Annotated in this window: 16 protein-coding genes and 1 pseudogene; 4 read left to right on the top strand and 13 right to left on the bottom strand. The window is 51.2% G+C overall.

Annotated features, from left to right (window positions below; translation table 11 throughout):
* Nucleotides 1-3: 3 nt before the first annotated feature.
* The 10 genes from nuoK to nuoB are packed head-to-tail and all read right to left on the bottom strand — an operon-like array spanning nt 4 to nt 9175.
* Nucleotides 4-318 carry an NADH-quinone oxidoreductase subunit NuoK gene (nuoK, locus tag IKG78_RS15820; RefSeq protein ID WP_290945241.1) on the bottom strand — a complete coding sequence of 105 codons (315 nt, stop codon included), beginning with the start codon at nt 316-318 and terminating at the stop codon, nt 4-6.
* Nucleotides 318-860 (bottom strand): NADH-quinone oxidoreductase subunit J, encoded by a 543-nt coding sequence (locus tag IKG78_RS15815; protein ID WP_290945239.1) that lies wholly within the window; start codon nt 858-860, stop codon nt 318-320. Before IKG78_RS15815 ends, nuoK begins: the two co-directional genes overlap by 1 nt.
* Entirely contained in the window at nt 860-1426 is a 567-nt protein-coding gene (locus IKG78_RS15810) for an NADH-quinone oxidoreductase subunit I (protein WP_290945237.1), read from the bottom strand. The genes IKG78_RS15815 and IKG78_RS15810 overlap by 1 nt, the downstream gene beginning before the upstream one ends.
* The gene (locus IKG78_RS15805; protein WP_290945235.1) at nt 1426-2781 is read right to left on the bottom strand and encodes a complex I subunit 1 family protein; all 1356 of its coding nucleotides are present in this window, start codon (nt 2779-2781) and stop codon (nt 1426-1428) included. Before IKG78_RS15805 ends, IKG78_RS15810 begins: the two co-directional genes overlap by 1 nt.
* Nucleotides 2781-4370 (bottom strand): 2Fe-2S iron-sulfur cluster-binding protein, encoded by a 1590-nt coding sequence (locus tag IKG78_RS15800; RefSeq protein ID WP_290945233.1) that lies wholly within the window; start codon nt 4368-4370, stop codon nt 2781-2783. The genes IKG78_RS15805 and IKG78_RS15800 overlap by 1 nt, the downstream gene beginning before the upstream one ends.
* 4 nt (nt 4371-4374) lie before the next feature.
* Nucleotides 4375-5682, bottom strand: a complete 1308-nt coding sequence (gene nuoF / locus IKG78_RS15795) for an NADH-quinone oxidoreductase subunit NuoF (RefSeq protein ID WP_173473960.1) — start codon at nt 5680-5682, stop codon at nt 4375-4377.
* Between the two features lie 2 nt (nt 5683-5684).
* The gene (locus IKG78_RS15790) at nt 5685-6746 is read right to left on the bottom strand and encodes an NAD(P)H-dependent oxidoreductase subunit E (protein WP_290945231.1); all 1062 of its coding nucleotides are present in this window, start codon (nt 6744-6746) and stop codon (nt 5685-5687) included.
* The gene (locus IKG78_RS15785) at nt 6743-7936 is read right to left on the bottom strand and encodes an NADH-quinone oxidoreductase subunit D (protein WP_290945229.1); all 1194 of its coding nucleotides are present in this window, start codon (nt 7934-7936) and stop codon (nt 6743-6745) included. The genes IKG78_RS15790 and IKG78_RS15785 overlap by 4 nt, the downstream gene beginning before the upstream one ends.
* Nucleotides 7933-8535, bottom strand: a complete 603-nt coding sequence (locus IKG78_RS15780; RefSeq protein ID WP_290945227.1) for an NADH-quinone oxidoreductase subunit C — start codon at nt 8533-8535, stop codon at nt 7933-7935. The genes IKG78_RS15785 and IKG78_RS15780 overlap by 4 nt, the downstream gene beginning before the upstream one ends.
* A 4-nt stretch (nt 8536-8539) precedes the next feature.
* Nucleotides 8540-9175 carry an NADH-quinone oxidoreductase subunit NuoB gene (gene nuoB, locus IKG78_RS15775; RefSeq protein WP_290945224.1) on the bottom strand — a complete coding sequence of 212 codons (636 nt, stop codon included), beginning with the start codon at nt 9173-9175 and terminating at the stop codon, nt 8540-8542.
* Nucleotides 9176-10063: 888 nt separating this feature from the next.
* Here nuoB and IKG78_RS15770 point away from each other — a divergent pair.
* Together IKG78_RS15770 and IKG78_RS15765 are read left to right on the top strand one after the other, a co-directional pair.
* Nucleotides 10064-10903 carry a TIGR02147 family protein gene (locus IKG78_RS15770; RefSeq protein ID WP_290945222.1) on the top strand — a complete coding sequence of 280 codons (840 nt, stop codon included), beginning with the start codon at nt 10064-10066 and terminating at the stop codon, nt 10901-10903.
* Nucleotides 10900-12360, top strand: a complete 1461-nt coding sequence (locus tag IKG78_RS15765) for a carboxypeptidase-like regulatory domain-containing protein (RefSeq protein WP_290945220.1) — start codon at nt 10900-10902, stop codon at nt 12358-12360. Before IKG78_RS15770 ends, IKG78_RS15765 begins: the two co-directional genes overlap by 4 nt.
* Nucleotides 12361-12622: 262 nt before the next feature.
* Here the strand turns inward: IKG78_RS15765 and IKG78_RS15760 are convergent, their stop codons facing one another.
* Both IKG78_RS15760 and IKG78_RS15755 read right to left on the bottom strand, forming a co-directional pair.
* Nucleotides 12623-13864 (bottom strand): type II toxin-antitoxin system HipA family toxin, encoded by a 1242-nt coding sequence (locus IKG78_RS15760; RefSeq protein WP_290945218.1) that lies wholly within the window; start codon nt 13862-13864, stop codon nt 12623-12625.
* Nucleotides 13861-14175, bottom strand: a complete 315-nt coding sequence (locus tag IKG78_RS15755) for a helix-turn-helix domain-containing protein (protein WP_290945216.1) — start codon at nt 14173-14175, stop codon at nt 13861-13863. Before IKG78_RS15755 ends, IKG78_RS15760 begins: the two co-directional genes overlap by 4 nt.
* 122 nt (nt 14176-14297) lie before the next feature.
* Between IKG78_RS15755 and IKG78_RS15750 the strand changes: the two genes are divergently transcribed.
* Together IKG78_RS15750 and IKG78_RS15745 are read left to right on the top strand one after the other, a co-directional pair.
* The gene (locus tag IKG78_RS15750; RefSeq protein WP_290945214.1) at nt 14298-14492 is read left to right on the top strand and encodes a 4Fe-4S binding protein; all 195 of its coding nucleotides are present in this window, start codon (nt 14298-14300) and stop codon (nt 14490-14492) included.
* The gene (locus IKG78_RS15745; protein WP_290945212.1) at nt 14482-15672 is read left to right on the top strand and encodes an NAD(P)/FAD-dependent oxidoreductase; all 1191 of its coding nucleotides are present in this window, start codon (nt 14482-14484) and stop codon (nt 15670-15672) included. Before IKG78_RS15750 ends, IKG78_RS15745 begins: the two co-directional genes overlap by 11 nt.
* A 578-nt stretch (nt 15673-16250) precedes the next feature.
* On the opposite strand, the pseudogene IKG78_RS15740 reads toward IKG78_RS15745, so the two are convergent.
* Nucleotides 16251-17294: pseudogene (locus IKG78_RS15740) on the bottom strand (branched-chain amino acid aminotransferase); the annotation flags it as partial.
* Between the last annotated feature and the right edge of the window lie 59 nt (nt 17295-17353).

The raw sequence follows: 17353 nt of genomic DNA, 5'->3' as shown, positions 1-17353 counted from the left end.
TTATTACCCCTTCATGTTAGAATACGTGTCGGCATCGACGCTTTCACGGTTGCGGAAAATGAGGATGACCATGGCAAGGCCGACGCAAGCTTCAGCAGCGGCGACTGCGATGGTGAACAGCGGAACCACCTGGCCCACAATGCTTGCATCCGCAGGCAGAGTCTTTGAAAAGCCTACGAACGAGAGGTTCACGGCATTCAGGGCAAGTTCAACGCCCATCAGCACAAAGAACACATTGCGGCGGGAAACCGCGACGATAAGGCCGATGGCGAAAATGACCAAGGCCAGAATCTGAACATATATAGCTTGGAGTTCCATTAGTGTTTATCCTCCGTTTTTTCGGAATCCACGGAACCCAGGCGCTTCTTGGCGAGAAGCACTGCGGCACCCATGGCAGAAAGCAGAAGAACGCCGAGGACTTCGAAAAGCACGAAGTAACCAGGGCCGCTCTGAGCTACATCAAAAAGAGTCTTGGAAGTGATGGCCACAGAACCGCGAACCGTCGCTGCATCGAATGCAATCGGAGCGCGGACAAGAGCAAAGCCCACGAGACCGGCAAGCACGATGACGGCAGGAATCACGAAGAGCGAAACCTTGTCAAACATCGGCGTGTGGGAGTCGCGAGCGCCATTCAAGACCATGATCACGAACGTAAGGAGCATCATGATGGCACCGGCATAGACCATGATCTGCACCACACCGAGGAATGGGCTTCCGAGAAGGCCGTAGATACCGGCAAGCGACACCATCGAAGCGACCAGCGAGAGGGCGCCGTAAAGCGGGTGCCTAGAGAGGAGCACGCAAACGGCACTGCCGACTGCGATTACTGCGAGGACAATGAAATAAATCAATGCAAGCATTATTTGACCTCCATGCCCCAGACCTTGCGGGCCTCGGCATTCTTTGTACCGCCCGGAGCCATTTGGCTCTGTTCGTCATTCGGGTAATCCTTCGGATCCCAGTTGGTGAGATCGTAAAGGTGAGCCACGAAATCTTCGCGGGAGCGGTGTTCGAAAATGATTTCCTTCGTATCCATGCGGAGGGCATCGACCGGGCAAGCTTCGGCGCAAAGGCCGCAGAACACGCAAGTCAAATGGTCGATGTCAAAACGCATCACGCGCTTTTCGATACGCGGGTCATCGCTCTGCGTTGCTTCGATGAAGATGCAGTGGGCAGGGCAAGCCGCAGCACACATGCCGCAGGCGACGCAACGGGGCGTACCGTCCGGGCGAAGCATCAAGCGGTGCTTGGCACGGTAGGTGTTGCGGACTTCGGGTTTGCCTTCCGGGTAAGAAATCGTCGGGAGTTCTTCGTAACGGAACAAGCCGCGAGCCGCATGCTTAAGGGTTGTCCACAGACCGCGAATCGCCTCGAAGATGTAAAGGCGTTCGATGACGGTCATCGGTTTTTGCTTAATAACGCGCATTAGTTACCCCCTAAAAGTTTTGCAATGACCGCAGTCACCACGAGGTTGATGAGGGCGATATTCAAGATAATCTTCCAGCCGAGGTGCATCACGTGGTCATAGCGGAAGCGCGGGAGCGTCCAGCGGACCCAAATCCAGACCCAGCAGAAGATGAGGCTCTTAGCCACAAGCACGAGCAAGTGGATGAGTGCCGTACCGACAGCCGTTGCAAAGCTGCCCACAGCCATGCCGTTCACGACGAGGGTTTCAGGATTGAAGAAGAACCAAGCGCAAACACCGAGAACGATGAAAGCAGCCGTTGCCACCCAGGCCACAATCTTGTAAAGCTTGTATTCCTGAAGGATTTCAAAGCGGTGCGTAAGCTTGGTCGCCTTGAGCTTGCGGGAATAGCGGTAAATCATGTGGAGGAAAGCGAGAGCGATGAAAGCGAGCACGCCGCAGAGAATGGCAAGAGAGCCACCCATGTGTTCCTGCATCGTTTCTGTAGTTACGAACGGAACTGCATAACCGCCGAGGAACAGCGTCGCAATGAGGAAGCTGTTAATGCAGATGTGCGAGTATTCGCCCATGTAGAAGAGGCCGAATTGCATAGCGCCATATTCCGTATGGTAACCGGCGACGAGTTCAGGTTCACCTTCAGCGACGTCGAACGGAGCACGACCCGTTTCAGCAATGCTTGCGATGAGGAAGCAGAAGAAAGCGACCGGCTGAGCGACGATGCCCCACACGTGATGTTCCTGCCACTGCACGATATCCGTGAGGTTGAAGGAACCGGCGAGGAGCAAGATGCCCATCAGCGAAAGACCGAGGCAGACTTCGTAGCTGATCGTCATGGAGCTTGTACGGAGAGCGCCCAGGAAGCTATACTTGGACTTGGAAGCCCAACCCGCAAGCATGGCACCGTAAGCTGAGATGGAAGAGAAACCGAAGAGCAAGAGCACGCCCACATCGGAATCGATGATGGAACCTGCAATGCGCACTGTTTCATCGCCCCATTCGAAAATCATCGGTCCAAACCACGGAATCACACACGGGGAGAGGAACACGATGGCGAACGGAATTGCCGGAGCCACATAGTAAAGGAACTTGTTCACGCCAGCCGGAGCAAACATTTCCTTGAAGAATAGCTTCGTACCGTCGCACATGTTCTGCACGTAACCGAGCAAACGGATCTTTCCGAAGTACGGAATCTTGATGTAGGAGCGGTTCGGGCCCTGGCGGTCTTGCATAAAGCCAGCGCCACGACGTTCCATCGGGATTAAAAGGAGGATGTAAAGGACAGGCACGAAGCAGAATGCGAACTTCGCAATCGTGATTGCCCATTCAATCCAGGTTTTGGATTCAATAATATCCATTATGCGTTACCTCCCAGGAGCTTTCCTGTGCTCTTGATGGCATCATAGGTAATGTCGGCGAAAGCCGGCACGTATTCACGAGCCTTCTTGAAAGCTTCGCAAGCCGAATTGAACTTGTTACCAGCCAAAGCGGAAATCACTTCATAAGCCGGGGCAAGCTTTTCGTCCGGGCAAGTCGGAGCAGCAGAGAGCTTCTGCAAGATGTTGAGGCTGTTGACCATCGTGCCCTGGACTTCGCTCCAGTGGCGGATACCGAAAGCGACCTTAGCCTTCTTGGCGGTTGCGTCATCGAAAGCGGAAAGAGCAATGCGGTTCGAAATCTTGTCGAGTGCCTTGGCTGCGGCAGCGTCTTCGCCGTAGAGGTCAGCGTTCACCGTGATGAGGTTGCTGAATTCGCCTACACGCTTGAGAAGTTCTGCAACGTCAGCAAAGCCCATGAGCTGCATGCCAGCGCGGTTTGCCACCGGGTCACCACTCTTTGCAATACCGTCCGGTGCACCCACCTTGAGGAGGGAACCACCGAAGAGTTCAGCGCGGTCACCGAGAGCGTCCTTGAGCATCTTGAGCGCTGCGAGGTCTTCGTTCGTGCAAGCGCCACCTGCAACGAGAGCGACCTTGCCACCGCTAATCTGGATAGCGGAAGCGTCGATTGATGGCAAACGGTTCTTGTCGAACTGCTGGAACGCGAGACGGCTCGTATTGGAGAGCCAACTGCGGTTCACTTCCGGGTTGCAACGCGGCATCACGCGATAGATGCGGCCATCGGCGTGGTCAAGCCAGATGTTTGCACCGAGAGAATCGTCCATCGAAATCGTCGGCGTGTGGCTCAAAAGCCAAACGCGCTTCTGGAAGCGGAAGTACTTTGCCGTCATGGCGCCCGTCGGGCATACGTCCGTCACACAGAGGTCGTATTCGTGGTCGAGCTTTTCGCCCGGGAAAGTCGTAATGTAAGTGTGGTCGGCACGGCCAGCAAGCTGGAGCTGTTCGTCCTTCGCGATGCTACGCATAAAACGTACGCAACGGTCGCACTGCACGCAACGTTCTTCGTCGAGCAAAATGCGCGGACCGATATCGACATGCTTACCGCCACGAAGCTGCCCCTTCGCATCAATGAACTGATGTTCCGGATTGCCGTGGTAATTCTTGCCGTATTCCGGACGGAGGCGGCCTTCGTTCTGGCCTGCTTCCATGTAGTTTTCCTGCAAGGTGCATTCACCGGCCTTGTCGCAAATCGGGCAATCGAGCGGGTGGTTCACCAGCATGAATTCCTGTGTGGCCTTGCGGGCGTTTTTGACGCGGGCGCTAGATGCCGGCGTATAAATCTTCATACCCGGAGTCACAGGAGTATAGCACGAAATCACGAGCATGCGACCACGCGGGCCTTCCTGCTCTACCAGGCACTGACGGCAGTTACCCGACACCGGCAAATACGGATGATAACATACGTGAGGAGTTTCAATCCCGACAGCCTTCAAGGCTTCGAGGAGGTTGGTATCGCCAGGAACCATCACGGCCTTGTCATCCACGAAGATTTCCACCTTCGGGCTTGCTTCGGTCGGGAGTTTCGGCATATTGTAGTAGTTACTCATATTATTACCAGAAAATTCCAGGACGACTTGTTTCTTGAATACGCGGTTTTGCGTGTTCGGGGTTCTTAGCGATATATTCGTCAAAGTCCGCACGGAACTTTGCTGTGTAGCTCGAGACCGGGCCACCCAAAGAAATGGAGAGCGGGCATATCGTCACGCCACCAAATCCGCTAGAAAGGCTCTGCATGAGTTCCACATCGCCATCGTGACCGTTGCCGGCCACCATCTGGTTCAAGATGCGGTGCAAGAGGCCTGTACCTTCACGGCACGGCGTGCACTGGCCGCAAGATTCGTGGCTGTAGAAGTTGCCGAGGCAATTCAAAAGGTCCACCATGTTGTGCGTATCGTTAATCACGATCATAGCGCCAGAACCGAACATCGTCTTCATCGAGGCGAGGCATTCATAGTCCATCGTGGCGACAGCAGCTTCTTCTGCGGTAAGCGGAGCGCAAGAGGAACCGCCCGGGAGCACCGCCTTGAGCTTGCCACCCACAACGCCACCGGCATAATCGTTGATCATCGTCATCATCGGAGTGCCGAGAGGAGCTTCGTACACACCCGGATTCTTCACGTCACCGGAAATGCAGAACACCTTCGTACCGCCGGCGCGCGGCGTACCCATCTTGGCGTATTCGCTCGGGTCGTGCTGCAAGATCCACGGAAGCGACATAATCGTTTCGACGTTGTTCACGCAAGTCGGGGACTTCCAAGCACCGCAAACAGCCGGGAACGGCGGCTTCAGGCGCGGCTGACCCTTCTGGCCTTCGAGAGAGTTGATAAGAGCAGTTTCTTCACCGCAAATGTAGGCGCCAGCACCGCGATGCACAAAGATATCAAAGCTGAACTTCGTGCCGCAAATGTTTTCGCCGAGATAGCCAGCAGCATAAGCCTGGTTCAAAGCCTTGTTCAAGGCTTCGATGCACGGGAGGAATTCGCCACGGCAGTAGATGTAGGCCGCGCGAGAGCCAAGTGCCCAAGCAGCAATGATAAGGCCTTCGATCAAGCGGTGCGGATCTTCGAGCATGAGGAAGTGGTCCTTAAAGGTACCGCCTTCACCTTCGTCAGCGTTTACGACAATGTAAACCGGCTTGCCCGTACCACGCGGCACAAAGCTCCACTTCATGCCCGTCGGGAAGCCTGCACCACCACGACCGCGGAGATTAGAACGTTGCACGTAATCGATGAGCTCGAACTGGCTCATGTTGAACAAACGTTCCGAAATGTTCGCATAGCCGCCCAACTTCTTATAGACTTCGATGTCCTGGGCGCCCTTGCCAAAGTTCTGCGTACAAACTTTTACACATTCAGCCATAATTAAACCGCCTTTTGTTCCGGTGCGGGCTTCTGCTTTGTCACAGCAACAGCCGAGGGTTTAGCAACACGTTCACCGGAGGTCGCAATCATACGGTATTCGTCGCCGACCTTTCCGTTCGGATCCACAAAAGCCTTGTCCTTCACGCCCGGCTCGCCCACAGCGACCCAGCTATTGCCGTTCTTCTTTTCGACGACAATCTTCGTGAATTCCGGAGCGCCCTTCCAAGTAAGGGTAGCGCCCGTTTCGTCAGCTTCGGACTTGACATTCAAAACCGGAGAAGGCGGAGCGTAGTCTGCCACCTGCGGCTTTGCAATAGCGCCCGGAGCACCCGGATGACCACAGTGACCCTTCACCGTACCGCCGAGCACATCGTGCTTCGGGATGTTGTTTTCATGAGCATAGCACCACTTAAGGATGCGGTCGATGCTGTCGGTCGTAAGCTTTGTACCCGGCTTCATCGTGAGCACGTCGCCATCGGCATCCGTTGCAAAGTCGTCATTCACGAGCATCATCGGGCCGTTGCCGCAAGAACCGAGGCATTCCACCTGGAGGATCGTAAAGAGACCATCCGGAGTCGTTTCGCCCGTCTTGATGTTCAAAGCATGTTCCACATAAGCGATTAAACTCGGAGCGCCCTTGATGGTGCAGCTGATGTTACGGCAGAACTGCAACAGGAACTTGCCCTTCGGAGCGTGGTTGTACATTGTGTAGAACGTAGCAACGCCAAGAGCATGAGCCGGAGCGCAACCGCAGACGTTAGCAGCCCAGCGGATACCTTCACGCGGCACCCAGCCAAACACGCCCTGCACAAGCCAAAGCACTTCGAGGAGTGCGGCCTGACCCACCGGATAGCGGCTGAGCAAATCAGCGCAGCGTTCCTTGATTTCAGGCGTATTGAGCTTAGCGAGCACTTCAGCCGTAGGCGGCTGCGGCACAGGCTTGTTCACATAGCCAAACTTCTGGCCCGGATCCGGCAAAGCATCAATCGGCTGCGCCGGACGGTCGAACTTCAAATGATTGTTCGAGACAAATTGGACAGCGCCAGTAATATGTTCTCTCATCGGTCAAGTTCTCCAGCAATAATGTTGAGACCCGAAAGCACGGCCATGGAGTCAGCCAAAAGACCGCCTTCGACGAGTTCATGGAATGCAGCAAACTGCGTGAGGCAAGGCGGACGCACCTTGATGCGGTACGGATGGCCAGAGCCGTCAGAAATAATCGTGAAGCCAAGTTCACCGTTAGCGCATTCGCTCCCGCAGTAGTATTCGCCTTCCGGAACGCGGATGCCTTCATAGACGCTCTTGAAGCGACCGATAAGGCCTTCCATGTCCTGGTATGCAAGCTTGTGCGCGGGCACGCGGATACGTGGATCGACGATATCGACCGGACCCGGAGCGAGGCGTTTGAGAGCCTGGCGCACAATCTTCACGGATTCTTCAATTTCAGCCAAACGAACCTGCAGACGGTCGTTGCAGTCGCCCTGAGTGCCGACCACGACTTCCCAGTCGTAGGTTTCATAATCGTAATACGGTTCATCCTTGCGGAGGTCAGCAGCGACACCAGAGGCGCGGAGGCACGGGCCGGTCCAGCCGTAGCTGATAGCCTTTTCGGCAGAAATCTTGCCGATACCCACCGTACGGTCAAGGAAGATGCGGTTGCGGTCTAAGCAAGCATGCAAATCCTTCAAAGCCTTTTCGGTAGAATTGAGGGCAGCGAGAACATCTTGTTCAAAACCTTCGTAACTATCGCGAGAAAGGCCGCCAATGCGAGCAAAGCTGTTCGTAAGACGAGCACCCGTGAGCTTTTCCCAGATGCACATGATTTCTTCACGCGGGTTGAAGGCGTACATGAACGGAGTCGTACCGCCCAAGTCCTGGAACGCAGCAGCGACGCACACAAAGTGGTCGTTGATACGGCTAAGTTCGTTCACAATCACGCGAAGAACCTTGCAGCGTTCCGTGATTTCAGCACCAAACATGTTTTCAACTGCACGGCAGAACGCAATGTTGTTCATGATAGCAGAGCAGTAGTTGAGGCGGTCCGTATAAGGAACAACTTGCTGCCATGTACCGCGTTCCACCATCTTTTCGAACCCGCGGTGGAGGTAGCCGATTTCTTCGACAGAAGCCACGATGGTTTCGCCATCCATGGCCGCCAAGAAACGCAAGCAACCATGAGTCGCCGGGTGGCTAGGCCCAACGTTCAAGGGCATCAAATTCAGCTTTTCGCCATTCGGATCTAATACGATCATTCCTTGATACTCCCTTCCAAAAATTCATTGTCGTTCGTTTCCACTTCCTTAGAGCGCTGGATAACCTTGTAGCCAAGCTCTTCGAGGCGCTTTTCCAGCACCGGAAGCATAAAGTCGTTCGTCGAAAGCCACTGGCGCTTCTGGGCAGGGTAATCCTTGCGGAGCGGATGGCCGACAAATTCAACGTGGTTCAACAGGCGGCGGAGGTCCGGGTGGCCTTGGAACACAATACCGAACTGGTCAAAGACTTCGCGTTCGTACCAGTTCGCGTTCGCATAAAGGTCGCTAATCGTCGGCACCTTGAGGTCATCTTCGGAAACCAGCACCTTCAGACGGATGCGGGCCCCCGGGTTTTTCATGCTCTTGAAGGCATAAGCGACCGCAAAGCGCGGACCTTCGTGGTTCGGGTAAGTCAAGTAGTCGATACCGGCAATATCCACGAGCATATCGAACTTGATGCCGGATTCATCCTTGAGGAACTGGATCGCGTTGTGCAGATAAGCGGAGGAAACGACAGCCGTCACGCCCCACTTGTCTTGCGGTTCACGCTTGGCCCCAAACTTTTCTTCAAGGGCAGCGAAGATTTCTTCAACAGTCATTCTTCTACTCCTTCCAGAACTGGGCTTTCTTTACAAGATTCTGTTCTTTCTCTTTCATGAAGTCCTTGATGTCCACAACTTTTTCGTGAACAGTAGCGGCAGCTTCACGCTTGGCTTCGGCGGTCTTGGCCTTGATCATCTCAAGCTGTTCCTTGACGCTCTCGGCACGCTGCTTCATGAAGGATTCGTCCTTGACTTTTTTCTGCAAGTCAAACATCGCATCGAAGAACGCTTCCGGGCGCGGAGGACAACCGCCGATATATACATCCACTGGGATAATATGGTCGATACCGGGCACCGTGCAGTAGCAGTCATAGAAACCGCCAGAGCTAGCGCAAGCACCCATGGCAATGACCCAGCGAGGTTCAGCCATCTGTTCGTAGATGCGCTTTAAAATCGGGGCCTGCTTGTAAGTAATCGTACCCGCAACAAGCAGCACATCGGACTGACGCGGCGTAAAACGCACGTATTCAGAACCGATACGTGAAAGGTCGTAACGACCCACTTCCGTACTCATGAATTCAATTGCACAACAAGCCGTACCGTAAGGGAACGGCCACAAGGAATTGGAGCGCCCCCAGTTGACCAAAAAGTCAAGAGAGGACGTAATGATATTCGGCTTTTCTGCCTCATTACCCATAGGAGTTACCTCATAAATTTCGCGCCTAAAGATAGAAATTTAATAGTAGGAAGTAGGAAGTAGGAAGTAAGAAGTAAGCAATAGGAGGTAGGCAGTAGGAAGTAGGCAGTAAGACAAATGCGTAGGTCGAGCGTCGCGGCCAAGCTTGCTTGGACATGACCGAGACCAGCATTTGGCACTTGAACGAAGTGAAAGTGCAAGTAAGAAGTAAGCTGTTAGAAGTAGGCTGTTGGAAGTGGTTAGTAAACAGTGGTTAGGGGAAAGCAATCAGTTCCGTGTATGCGATTGAAACCGTGTAAGGTGGCCCCGGCCCTTCGACGTAGCTCAGGGACCTTAGGCCGGGGTGACAGCACGAGGGGTGCCGTGTCTGCGATTGGTGCAGTATCTGCAAATAGAACTGTGCAAGATGCCACACGGATTGTGAAAAAAAAATAACGTTTTTTCTTTCTAGCAATTAATGCAATCCATGTGGCAAATAATAAGAATAGAAGCATGCGATAGGCAAAGTGTCTGCGATTAGTGCCGTGTAAGCGATTTCGCTCACGATGAAATGCCGTTAGGCATTTCGAATCCGTGTGGCAAAGAAGCAGTATGCAGTGGTTAGTGGCTAAGAACGTGTCATCCTATATTAATAGGGTGACATTTTTTTATTCTGTTGTAAACTTAAAAAATGGGAGTGGATCGGGTAACCCGACTGTGTCATCCTGAGCGGAGCCATAAGGCGAAGTCGAAGAATCCAGTAAAGTGGTTGGTGGTTAGTGGTTGGTGGTTAGGGTGTGTGGAGTCTGGGGTGACAAATGTGAGGGGAATCTGTGATAAATCTCAAATTAAAGCTATTTCTCAAAAAATGTTCTCACAATAGTTCTCATAAATATTATATTAAGATTCGTGGAAAACTATATAGACATATATCAATTTACGCACTTCCGCAAGTACTTGGAAGAATACCAGGCCGCACGAGTCCAAAGCGACCCGGAGTTCACACGTACCGGGATTTGCAACATGCTAGGCCTCCCGAAGACGCGCAGCTACTTCGCCGATGTTCTCAGAGGGAAAAAGGTCAGCCCCCGCATGACGGCGAAGTTCATCGAAGTCTTGGGCCTCAACAAAAAGGCCGCAAAGTATTTCGAAACGATGGTCAAGCTCGACCAGGCAAAGACCGAGACCGCCCGCAGCTCCGCCATGGAAGAACTGCTCCACTTGCACCCGAATCCGCAGCATATCCTCGATTCGAACACCTACGAATACTACAACCACTGGTACCATAGCGCAATGTTTGCTATTCTTGATGCTATGGACGTGACTGACGACTTGACACCCGTGCAAAAAAGAATCTTCCCGAAAATTCCACTAGGGAAGCTCAAGGACTCATTGGCCCTTTTAGAGAAATTGGGGCTTGCACGCAAGAACGACGAAGGATTCTGGAAACCCACGAAGGAATCCATCTCCAGCGGTCCGTACAACAATGCGGAATTGATTAAGCAGTACCAACTGCAATGTTTTGAACTTTCCAAACAAGCTCTCATCACGCGTCCCAAGATGCCGACCGTCATGAGCACGCTTACTTTCAGTATTTCGAACACTGCCTACAAGAAACTTGAAACAGAACTCCAGGAATTCAAGGCCAAGGCACGCCGTATCATCAGCGAGGACAAAGAAAAAGCAAATGGCGTTTACCAAATGAATTTGCACTTGTTCTCAAACCTCGATCCGGAGGTCAAAGCATGATGAACTTTAAGACTTTGAACGCAGGGATTTTCACCCTCGCAGCATTGATCTCTTTCACCGCCTGTTCCGAAGACAACCACGCCGGCGTCCTCACGGAAACTGAATCCGGGACGACTGTTGCGAGCATCGAAGGTCTTGTCAAGAACGCCAAAGGAACCCCCGTCGCAAGCGCGAAGGTCAGCTTGATTTCGACAGACCACATCGCCGCCCGCATGGCCCCGATCAAGACCGCCACGACGGACAAGTCCGGCAAGTATTCTATCGACAGCGTTGCCGCAGGCGACTACGCCTTGCAGATTAGCAACACGGAACATACGCAGTCCGGCTATCAGACCATCACCGTCGAAGACGACAAGACGGATTGGCAAACGCTCAAGCGCGAAACAACGATCGAAAAGAACGCAAGCCTCAAGTTCAAGATTGATACTTCGTTTGTCAAAGGCGACACGCTCTGCATCGCGGGCACGCTCAACTGCATCGCCGTCAGCGAAAAAGACGTCAAGGCCGGAGCCGTAACGTTTAATGAAATTCCGCCGATGGAAGCGACGAAAGTTGCATTTATCCGAAAAGCAGACCACAAAGTCTCAACGCAAAACGTCAAGTGGGATTTTGCCCCCGGCGAAACGCTCGAAGCCTCATCGACTCAAGTCGCCATCACCGTTTCAAGCGAAGCGATGTCTTATGCAAGAAACCTGAACGGCAAGAAGACGCTTGATTCCATGATTGTTCCCGTAACACTCAACACTGGCCTCAAGAATCCGGTTTTGTTAAACGACGAAGGCGACACGCTTGTTCTATACAAAATAGAAAACGACAAAAACTCAGACCGTTACTTGACTGTCGTCCCGAGCTTCGACGTGGGTACATACAACTTCACCATAGCGTCAAGCGAATCCGTTCGTGAGTCCAAGCAAATCCTGAAAGCTTATGGCGAAACCGAACCGGGCATGAAAATCGAACAAAATAGTTTCTGGAAAGCGTTCGGCGACAATCTCGGAATAAGTTTCTGGATTACGAAAAGCAATGCGCTTGCCCCCGATGACACCATATTCGTTGACACACGTGGAAACGAAAGCGATGTCGCCTTCAGTATAAAGCTCGGACAACAGCCAGATCTACTTTGTACCGAATTTCTCAAGAGGGATTCGCTAAGCGCAGATTACAAAACACCTTATTTCTCCTTGATAGACTCATCCTGCCATAAAGTCTTGGACGGAGAGCGTCACCACTATTCATTATTCATCAGGGACAATCACATCGTCATTGCCATAGACGGAAATGTAGCCGATTCTAAGGACTTTAGGCTTTCGTTCCAAACCATCACTCCATTCTCCATAGGAAACCACAAGCTAGAAGACTTTATCATCTTTTCGCTCAACGATTCCATCACGCAGATAGGCAGCGGATGGGAACGCTTGTACGCATGGTTCTCCACGTTCTACGCGATGCAGAAGTAGAAACAGACGAAAGATGTCATGCCCGCCTCCGTGCGGGCATTTTCTTTTTTTGATTTCGCATTTTTTCCAATTCTTTTTGAGCACTCATTATTACATTCCTTTTGAATACGGATGCTAATGTTTGGATATTTTGACCGAAGTATCTTTTCTGCAGAAGCTCGATTGAGACCATCCAGTTCTATGCAATCAAGAACATATCCTGAAACATGATCAATGCAAAAATTTTACAAAGCGGACGAAAAATTATTGATTTCTCACTTTTCTAAAAATTCTTTTCTGCCGCGACAAAAGCGCTTTTCATAAAGGATTGTTCGCTTCTTGATATCCCGTTCTTGGTTGCGATTTGACGCCAGTTTTCAGAGACAATCTTCTTCATTTCGGCGATGTCTTTTTGGGCAGTCGCAGAGGATATTCCATACAGTTCACTTGCGTCTAAAGCGAGCTCCAAAGAAAGTGCCGAATCAGTTTCGGTAATGTTTAAAGAGAGATACTCTCCGTAAGGATTCGGATTGACATCAAACAATGGAGAAAGAATCCATCCTTTTTCAGACAACAGGAATCCATGGTTTCTTAGGTGGTCATCGGTATTGGATACGAGAATGTTGAATACGATTCGCTTCCAAAGTTCAATAAGGTCTTTTTTAGGGGTCGCTCCCGCTGACTTTATAAAAGACGCAATGTCGGTATATCCGTAATTGTTTTCGCCATCTTTGCCGCCAAGGAGCGCCATAGCCGAAGTGAAGTGGATTCTTCGGTCGAAATCGCGATCGAAGCGTTTCACTAGGAATGTAGAACCGTACTTTGAAAACTTTTCAAGCCGACTTTCAGAGACCGTCAGCCCACACATTCCAGCAAGCTCATAAACGCTTTTTTCCCAAGCACTACAGTTTGTCTTGTCGTTTTTAGACGGGAATTTCGCAATCCACAAGCTTCCATCAGGGGCGACAACATTTGCTTTCGGTCTTGCACCACCTAGAGAAGACCCCGGCACAATCAGCATCTGTAGCCACTTATCTGAATGTATAGGATCATTTTCCAAAGCAGTGACAGCGTCATTCAATTTACGGAGTGCAACCCACGGAGGAGCCGCCATATCCGAGTTGTCCGAAAGAAAAGCTCCATTTTCGTTTGTTTTGAAACGCAAAGCCCCCATTCGAGACAAGTCATGAACACCAAGCAGATAATCACTTTCTGTAAGGCTACACGGTTTGCGGGACTCGGCACGAGCTAAAATGTTCTCTCGGCGATCCATAAGTGTACGTCCCCAACGGTCCGGGCATGAATCTTCGAATATGCCAAACAGTTCCTTATCAACAGGAGCAAATTGCCGTCCCTTAAAAAGGGATAAGTCGGGATCAAGAATAAATCCGCTAGAGGTTTTCAACCATTCGTTGTCATATTCAAAGGAACAAATCTCCTTGCCTCTTGAATTTTCAACATAGAGGGATCCAATGAGAGCAGGACTCACGTTGCGCCAGTTTTCGTAAACAAAAATCTGTTTCATGCGTCCCCCTTGCGGTATTTATTCAGAAGTTCAATGTCACGAAGCTTTTGACCGAGTTCGTCGTCAGCAGCAACCTTAAGCAAATCCTTATCCAAGCCATTAATCGCGTGAAGAACCGCAGCGTAAATGCCGATAGCGACCGCCGCAGAACCTTTTTCCACAGCCCAAACGGAAGCCCGGCTGACCCCCGCACGTTCGGCAACAAGAGCCACCGTGATTTTACGACGCATACGAGCAAGGCGGATCTGTTCACCCATATCTTCAAGAATTTTGCCTGTTTTGGGCATCAACGTGACACTTTTCTTCCCCATAGTGTCTTTAAATATAAACACTAATATATAAAATGTCAATAAATAAAGACGTTAGAACAAAAACCACACAAGAAACCGATACACTACTAGACCGAAATACGATTTTTTCTATATTCTCTCCCATGAAAATTCTCGTTCACGATAGAGGCGTTTGCTTGGAATGTGCCGGATGCGTCGGCGTCTGTCCCAAGATGGCTCTAGACATGTATGGTCTAGACTTGCAAATTGATCAAGAAAAATGTGTCCGTTGCGGACTTTGCACAAAAGCCTGCCCCGCAGGAGCCCTCAAGCTTCAGGAGATGAACGATGTTTTGTAATCAAGAATACGATGTGGTCGTCATTGGCGCAGGCCCCGGCGGATGCGTCGTCGCAAGGAATCTCGCACGCGCAGGGCACAAAGTCCTCCTCCTCGAAAAGCGTGAAAAAATCGGCATCCCCGTTCGTTGCGGCGAAGCCAGCACCAAGCTTTCAGACTTGCAGACTTACGGCCCCATCGACGAAGACTGCATCGAAACGATTATCAACGGGCTTTACATATACGGCCCGAACGGCGTGAACATCGACCTCGCGCAAAAAGGCACGGGCATCATGCTGAACCGCGAAAAGTTCGACCCGTGGCTCGCCCACCTCGCCGAAAACGACGGTGCAGAAGTCGTCACAAAAGCACGAGCTGAATTTGTCGGAGAAGTCGAAAAAGGTTGCCGCCACGTTCGCGTCAAGCTAGGCGATGGAGCCGGAGACACCACCGAAGAAATCCGTGCAAAGATGGTCGTTGCGGCAGACGGCGTCGAAAGCCGCATCGGAAGGCAAGTCGGCCTCGACTGCGTCCAAAAGCCAGGCATCACTTGCACCGGAGTCGATATCCAAGTGCAAGGCATCCTCACCCGCCCCGACTATCTCACGTTCTGGCAGGGCCATGACTTTATCAATGACGGGTACATCTGGAGTTTCCCGAAAATCAAATCCAACGTCACGAACTTCGGCGCCGGATTCCGGATTTCGAGCAAAAACAACAGGAACATTCTCGACATTACCATGGAATGGCTGTACAAGCTGTTCCCCGAAGCAAGAATCAATCACGTTGTTGGCGGAGTCATTCCCGTTTCAAGCATTCTCAAGGAATACACGCTCGACCACTTTGCCCTCGTCGGCGATGCAGCGCACCACACGAACCCGCTTACGGGTGGCGGCATTGCGTCTGCCATGCGTGCAGGCCGATTCTGCGCCCAGACCGTTCACGAAGGCCTCGAATGCGGCAACTTGAGCAAGGAATTCCTCAAGACGTACGAAAAGCGCTGCTACGATTACTTTGGTCGTTGGCATGACTTTGAATGCAAGTTCGGCAGGTTCCTGCACCACATGGACAAGTCCGAGCAAACGGAACTCTACCGCGTTCTCCAGAACTTCGCGAAGCACAACTGCAAAAAGAGTTCCTTCTTGAAAACGCCGGTGCTCTCCGCCAAAATGTTCTACAAGTTCTGGAGATTTAAAGGGTAGTCATTGGTCAATGGTCAATAGTCATTAGTCGATGGTCATCGTCGTGAGAAAAAAGCCGGTTTAAGCCGGCTTTTTTGCGATTTTATGCTACCAAATTGCATTTTTTTGTATTTTTGGCAACACATTTATTACTTTGTCAGTATTATTTTTATCATTGTTCTAAAATTTTATGCTATCAAATTTGATTTTTTTCTCCTTTTGGTAACATTTTTTCCCAAAGCACCAACAAATTTCCGCCTATAACGATTAATTTACTCAAAATTTTTATTACCAAACATTCACTTTTTCCCATTTTGGTAACATTTTTTACAAAAACACCCCTAATAAAGCCGCCAGGAAATCAAAAAAAATCCCGCAGCATAACGCCACGGAATTTTCAATACTGGTTTAGATCCTTCGACTTCGGCGCGGTGCGCCTGCGCTCAGGATGACACAGACAACGCAACATTTCAGCTCAAGACTCTTTCGTCTTTGTACAGGCACCAAATGCTACGCTCAGTTATAGGTCAGCAAGCTGCCCTGCAACATTCGCTTTACGCATTTGTCGTCTGTAGTGCGAAGCCCGTTCTTTTGCCTAGTTAAAGTTCCACCACTTCCGTCCATCCGAACGGGTCGTCAATTTCACCGAACTGGATAGCCGTGTAGGTTTCGAACAACTTTGTGCAAACCGGCCCCGGATTCACGCCGTCGCCGTAAGTGAATTCCTTGCCAGCAACCGGATCCACAATCTTCTTGATCGGGGTAATCACGGCAGCCGTACCACATTCAGCCGTTTCGCTGAATTCAGCAAGTTCTTCGAACGGAACCTGACGGCGTTCCACCTTGTAGCCAAGGTGTTCAGCCAACTGCTGCAAGCTCTTGTTCGTAATAGACGGCAAGATGGATTCAGACTTCGGGGTCACGTAAGTGTTGCCCTTGATGCCAAAGAAGTTAGCCGGACCGCATTCGTCGATATACTTCTTTTCGCGAGCGTCCAGATAAATCGTGCTGGAGAAGCCGAGCTTCTTAGCTTCAGCGAGGGACTGGAGGCTAGCAGCGTAGTTGCCGCCGACCTTCACCGTACCCGTACCCTGCGGAGCAGCGCGGTCGTAGTTGCGGCTGATCATCATATCGACCGGCTTGAACCCGTCCTTGAAGTACGGACCGACCGGAGTCACGAACATCATGAGCAAATATTCGTCAGACGGCTTCACACCCACTTCCGGACTCATGCCAATCAAGAGCGGACGGATGTAGAGCGTTGCACCATAACCATAAGGCGGAACAAAACGCTTGTTCAGCTTCACCACCGTGTGGACCATTTCGCGGAACAGTTCGATCGGCGGAACAGCCATCAAAACGCGGTTAGCCGTATTCTGCATACGCTTTGCGTTTTCATCGACGCGGAAAATACGGACCTTGCCATCCTTGCCCGTGTAAGCCTTGAGGCCTTCAAAACCTTCCTGGCCGTAATGCAAGCAAGTAGCGGCCATGTGGATGCTAATGTCCTTGGAAGACGAGACTTCAATCTTGCCCCATTCACCATTGCGGTAGTAGCAGCGGACATTGTAATCGGTATCATAATAACCGAAGGGGAGCGTCTTCCAATCGACAGTATTCAAATCAACTTGCATAGTATTAACCTTTTTTGCAAATGTGCATTTTTAAAGGTATCATTCGGTACCGCTTGAAAAATACAATT

This window comes from Fibrobacter sp. (assembly GCF_017545445.1).
Lineage (GTDB): Bacteria > Fibrobacterota > Fibrobacteria > Fibrobacterales > Fibrobacteraceae > Fibrobacter.
The sequence above is the reverse complement of the archived record's forward strand: the minus strand, read 5'-3'. Positions and strand labels throughout refer to the sequence as shown.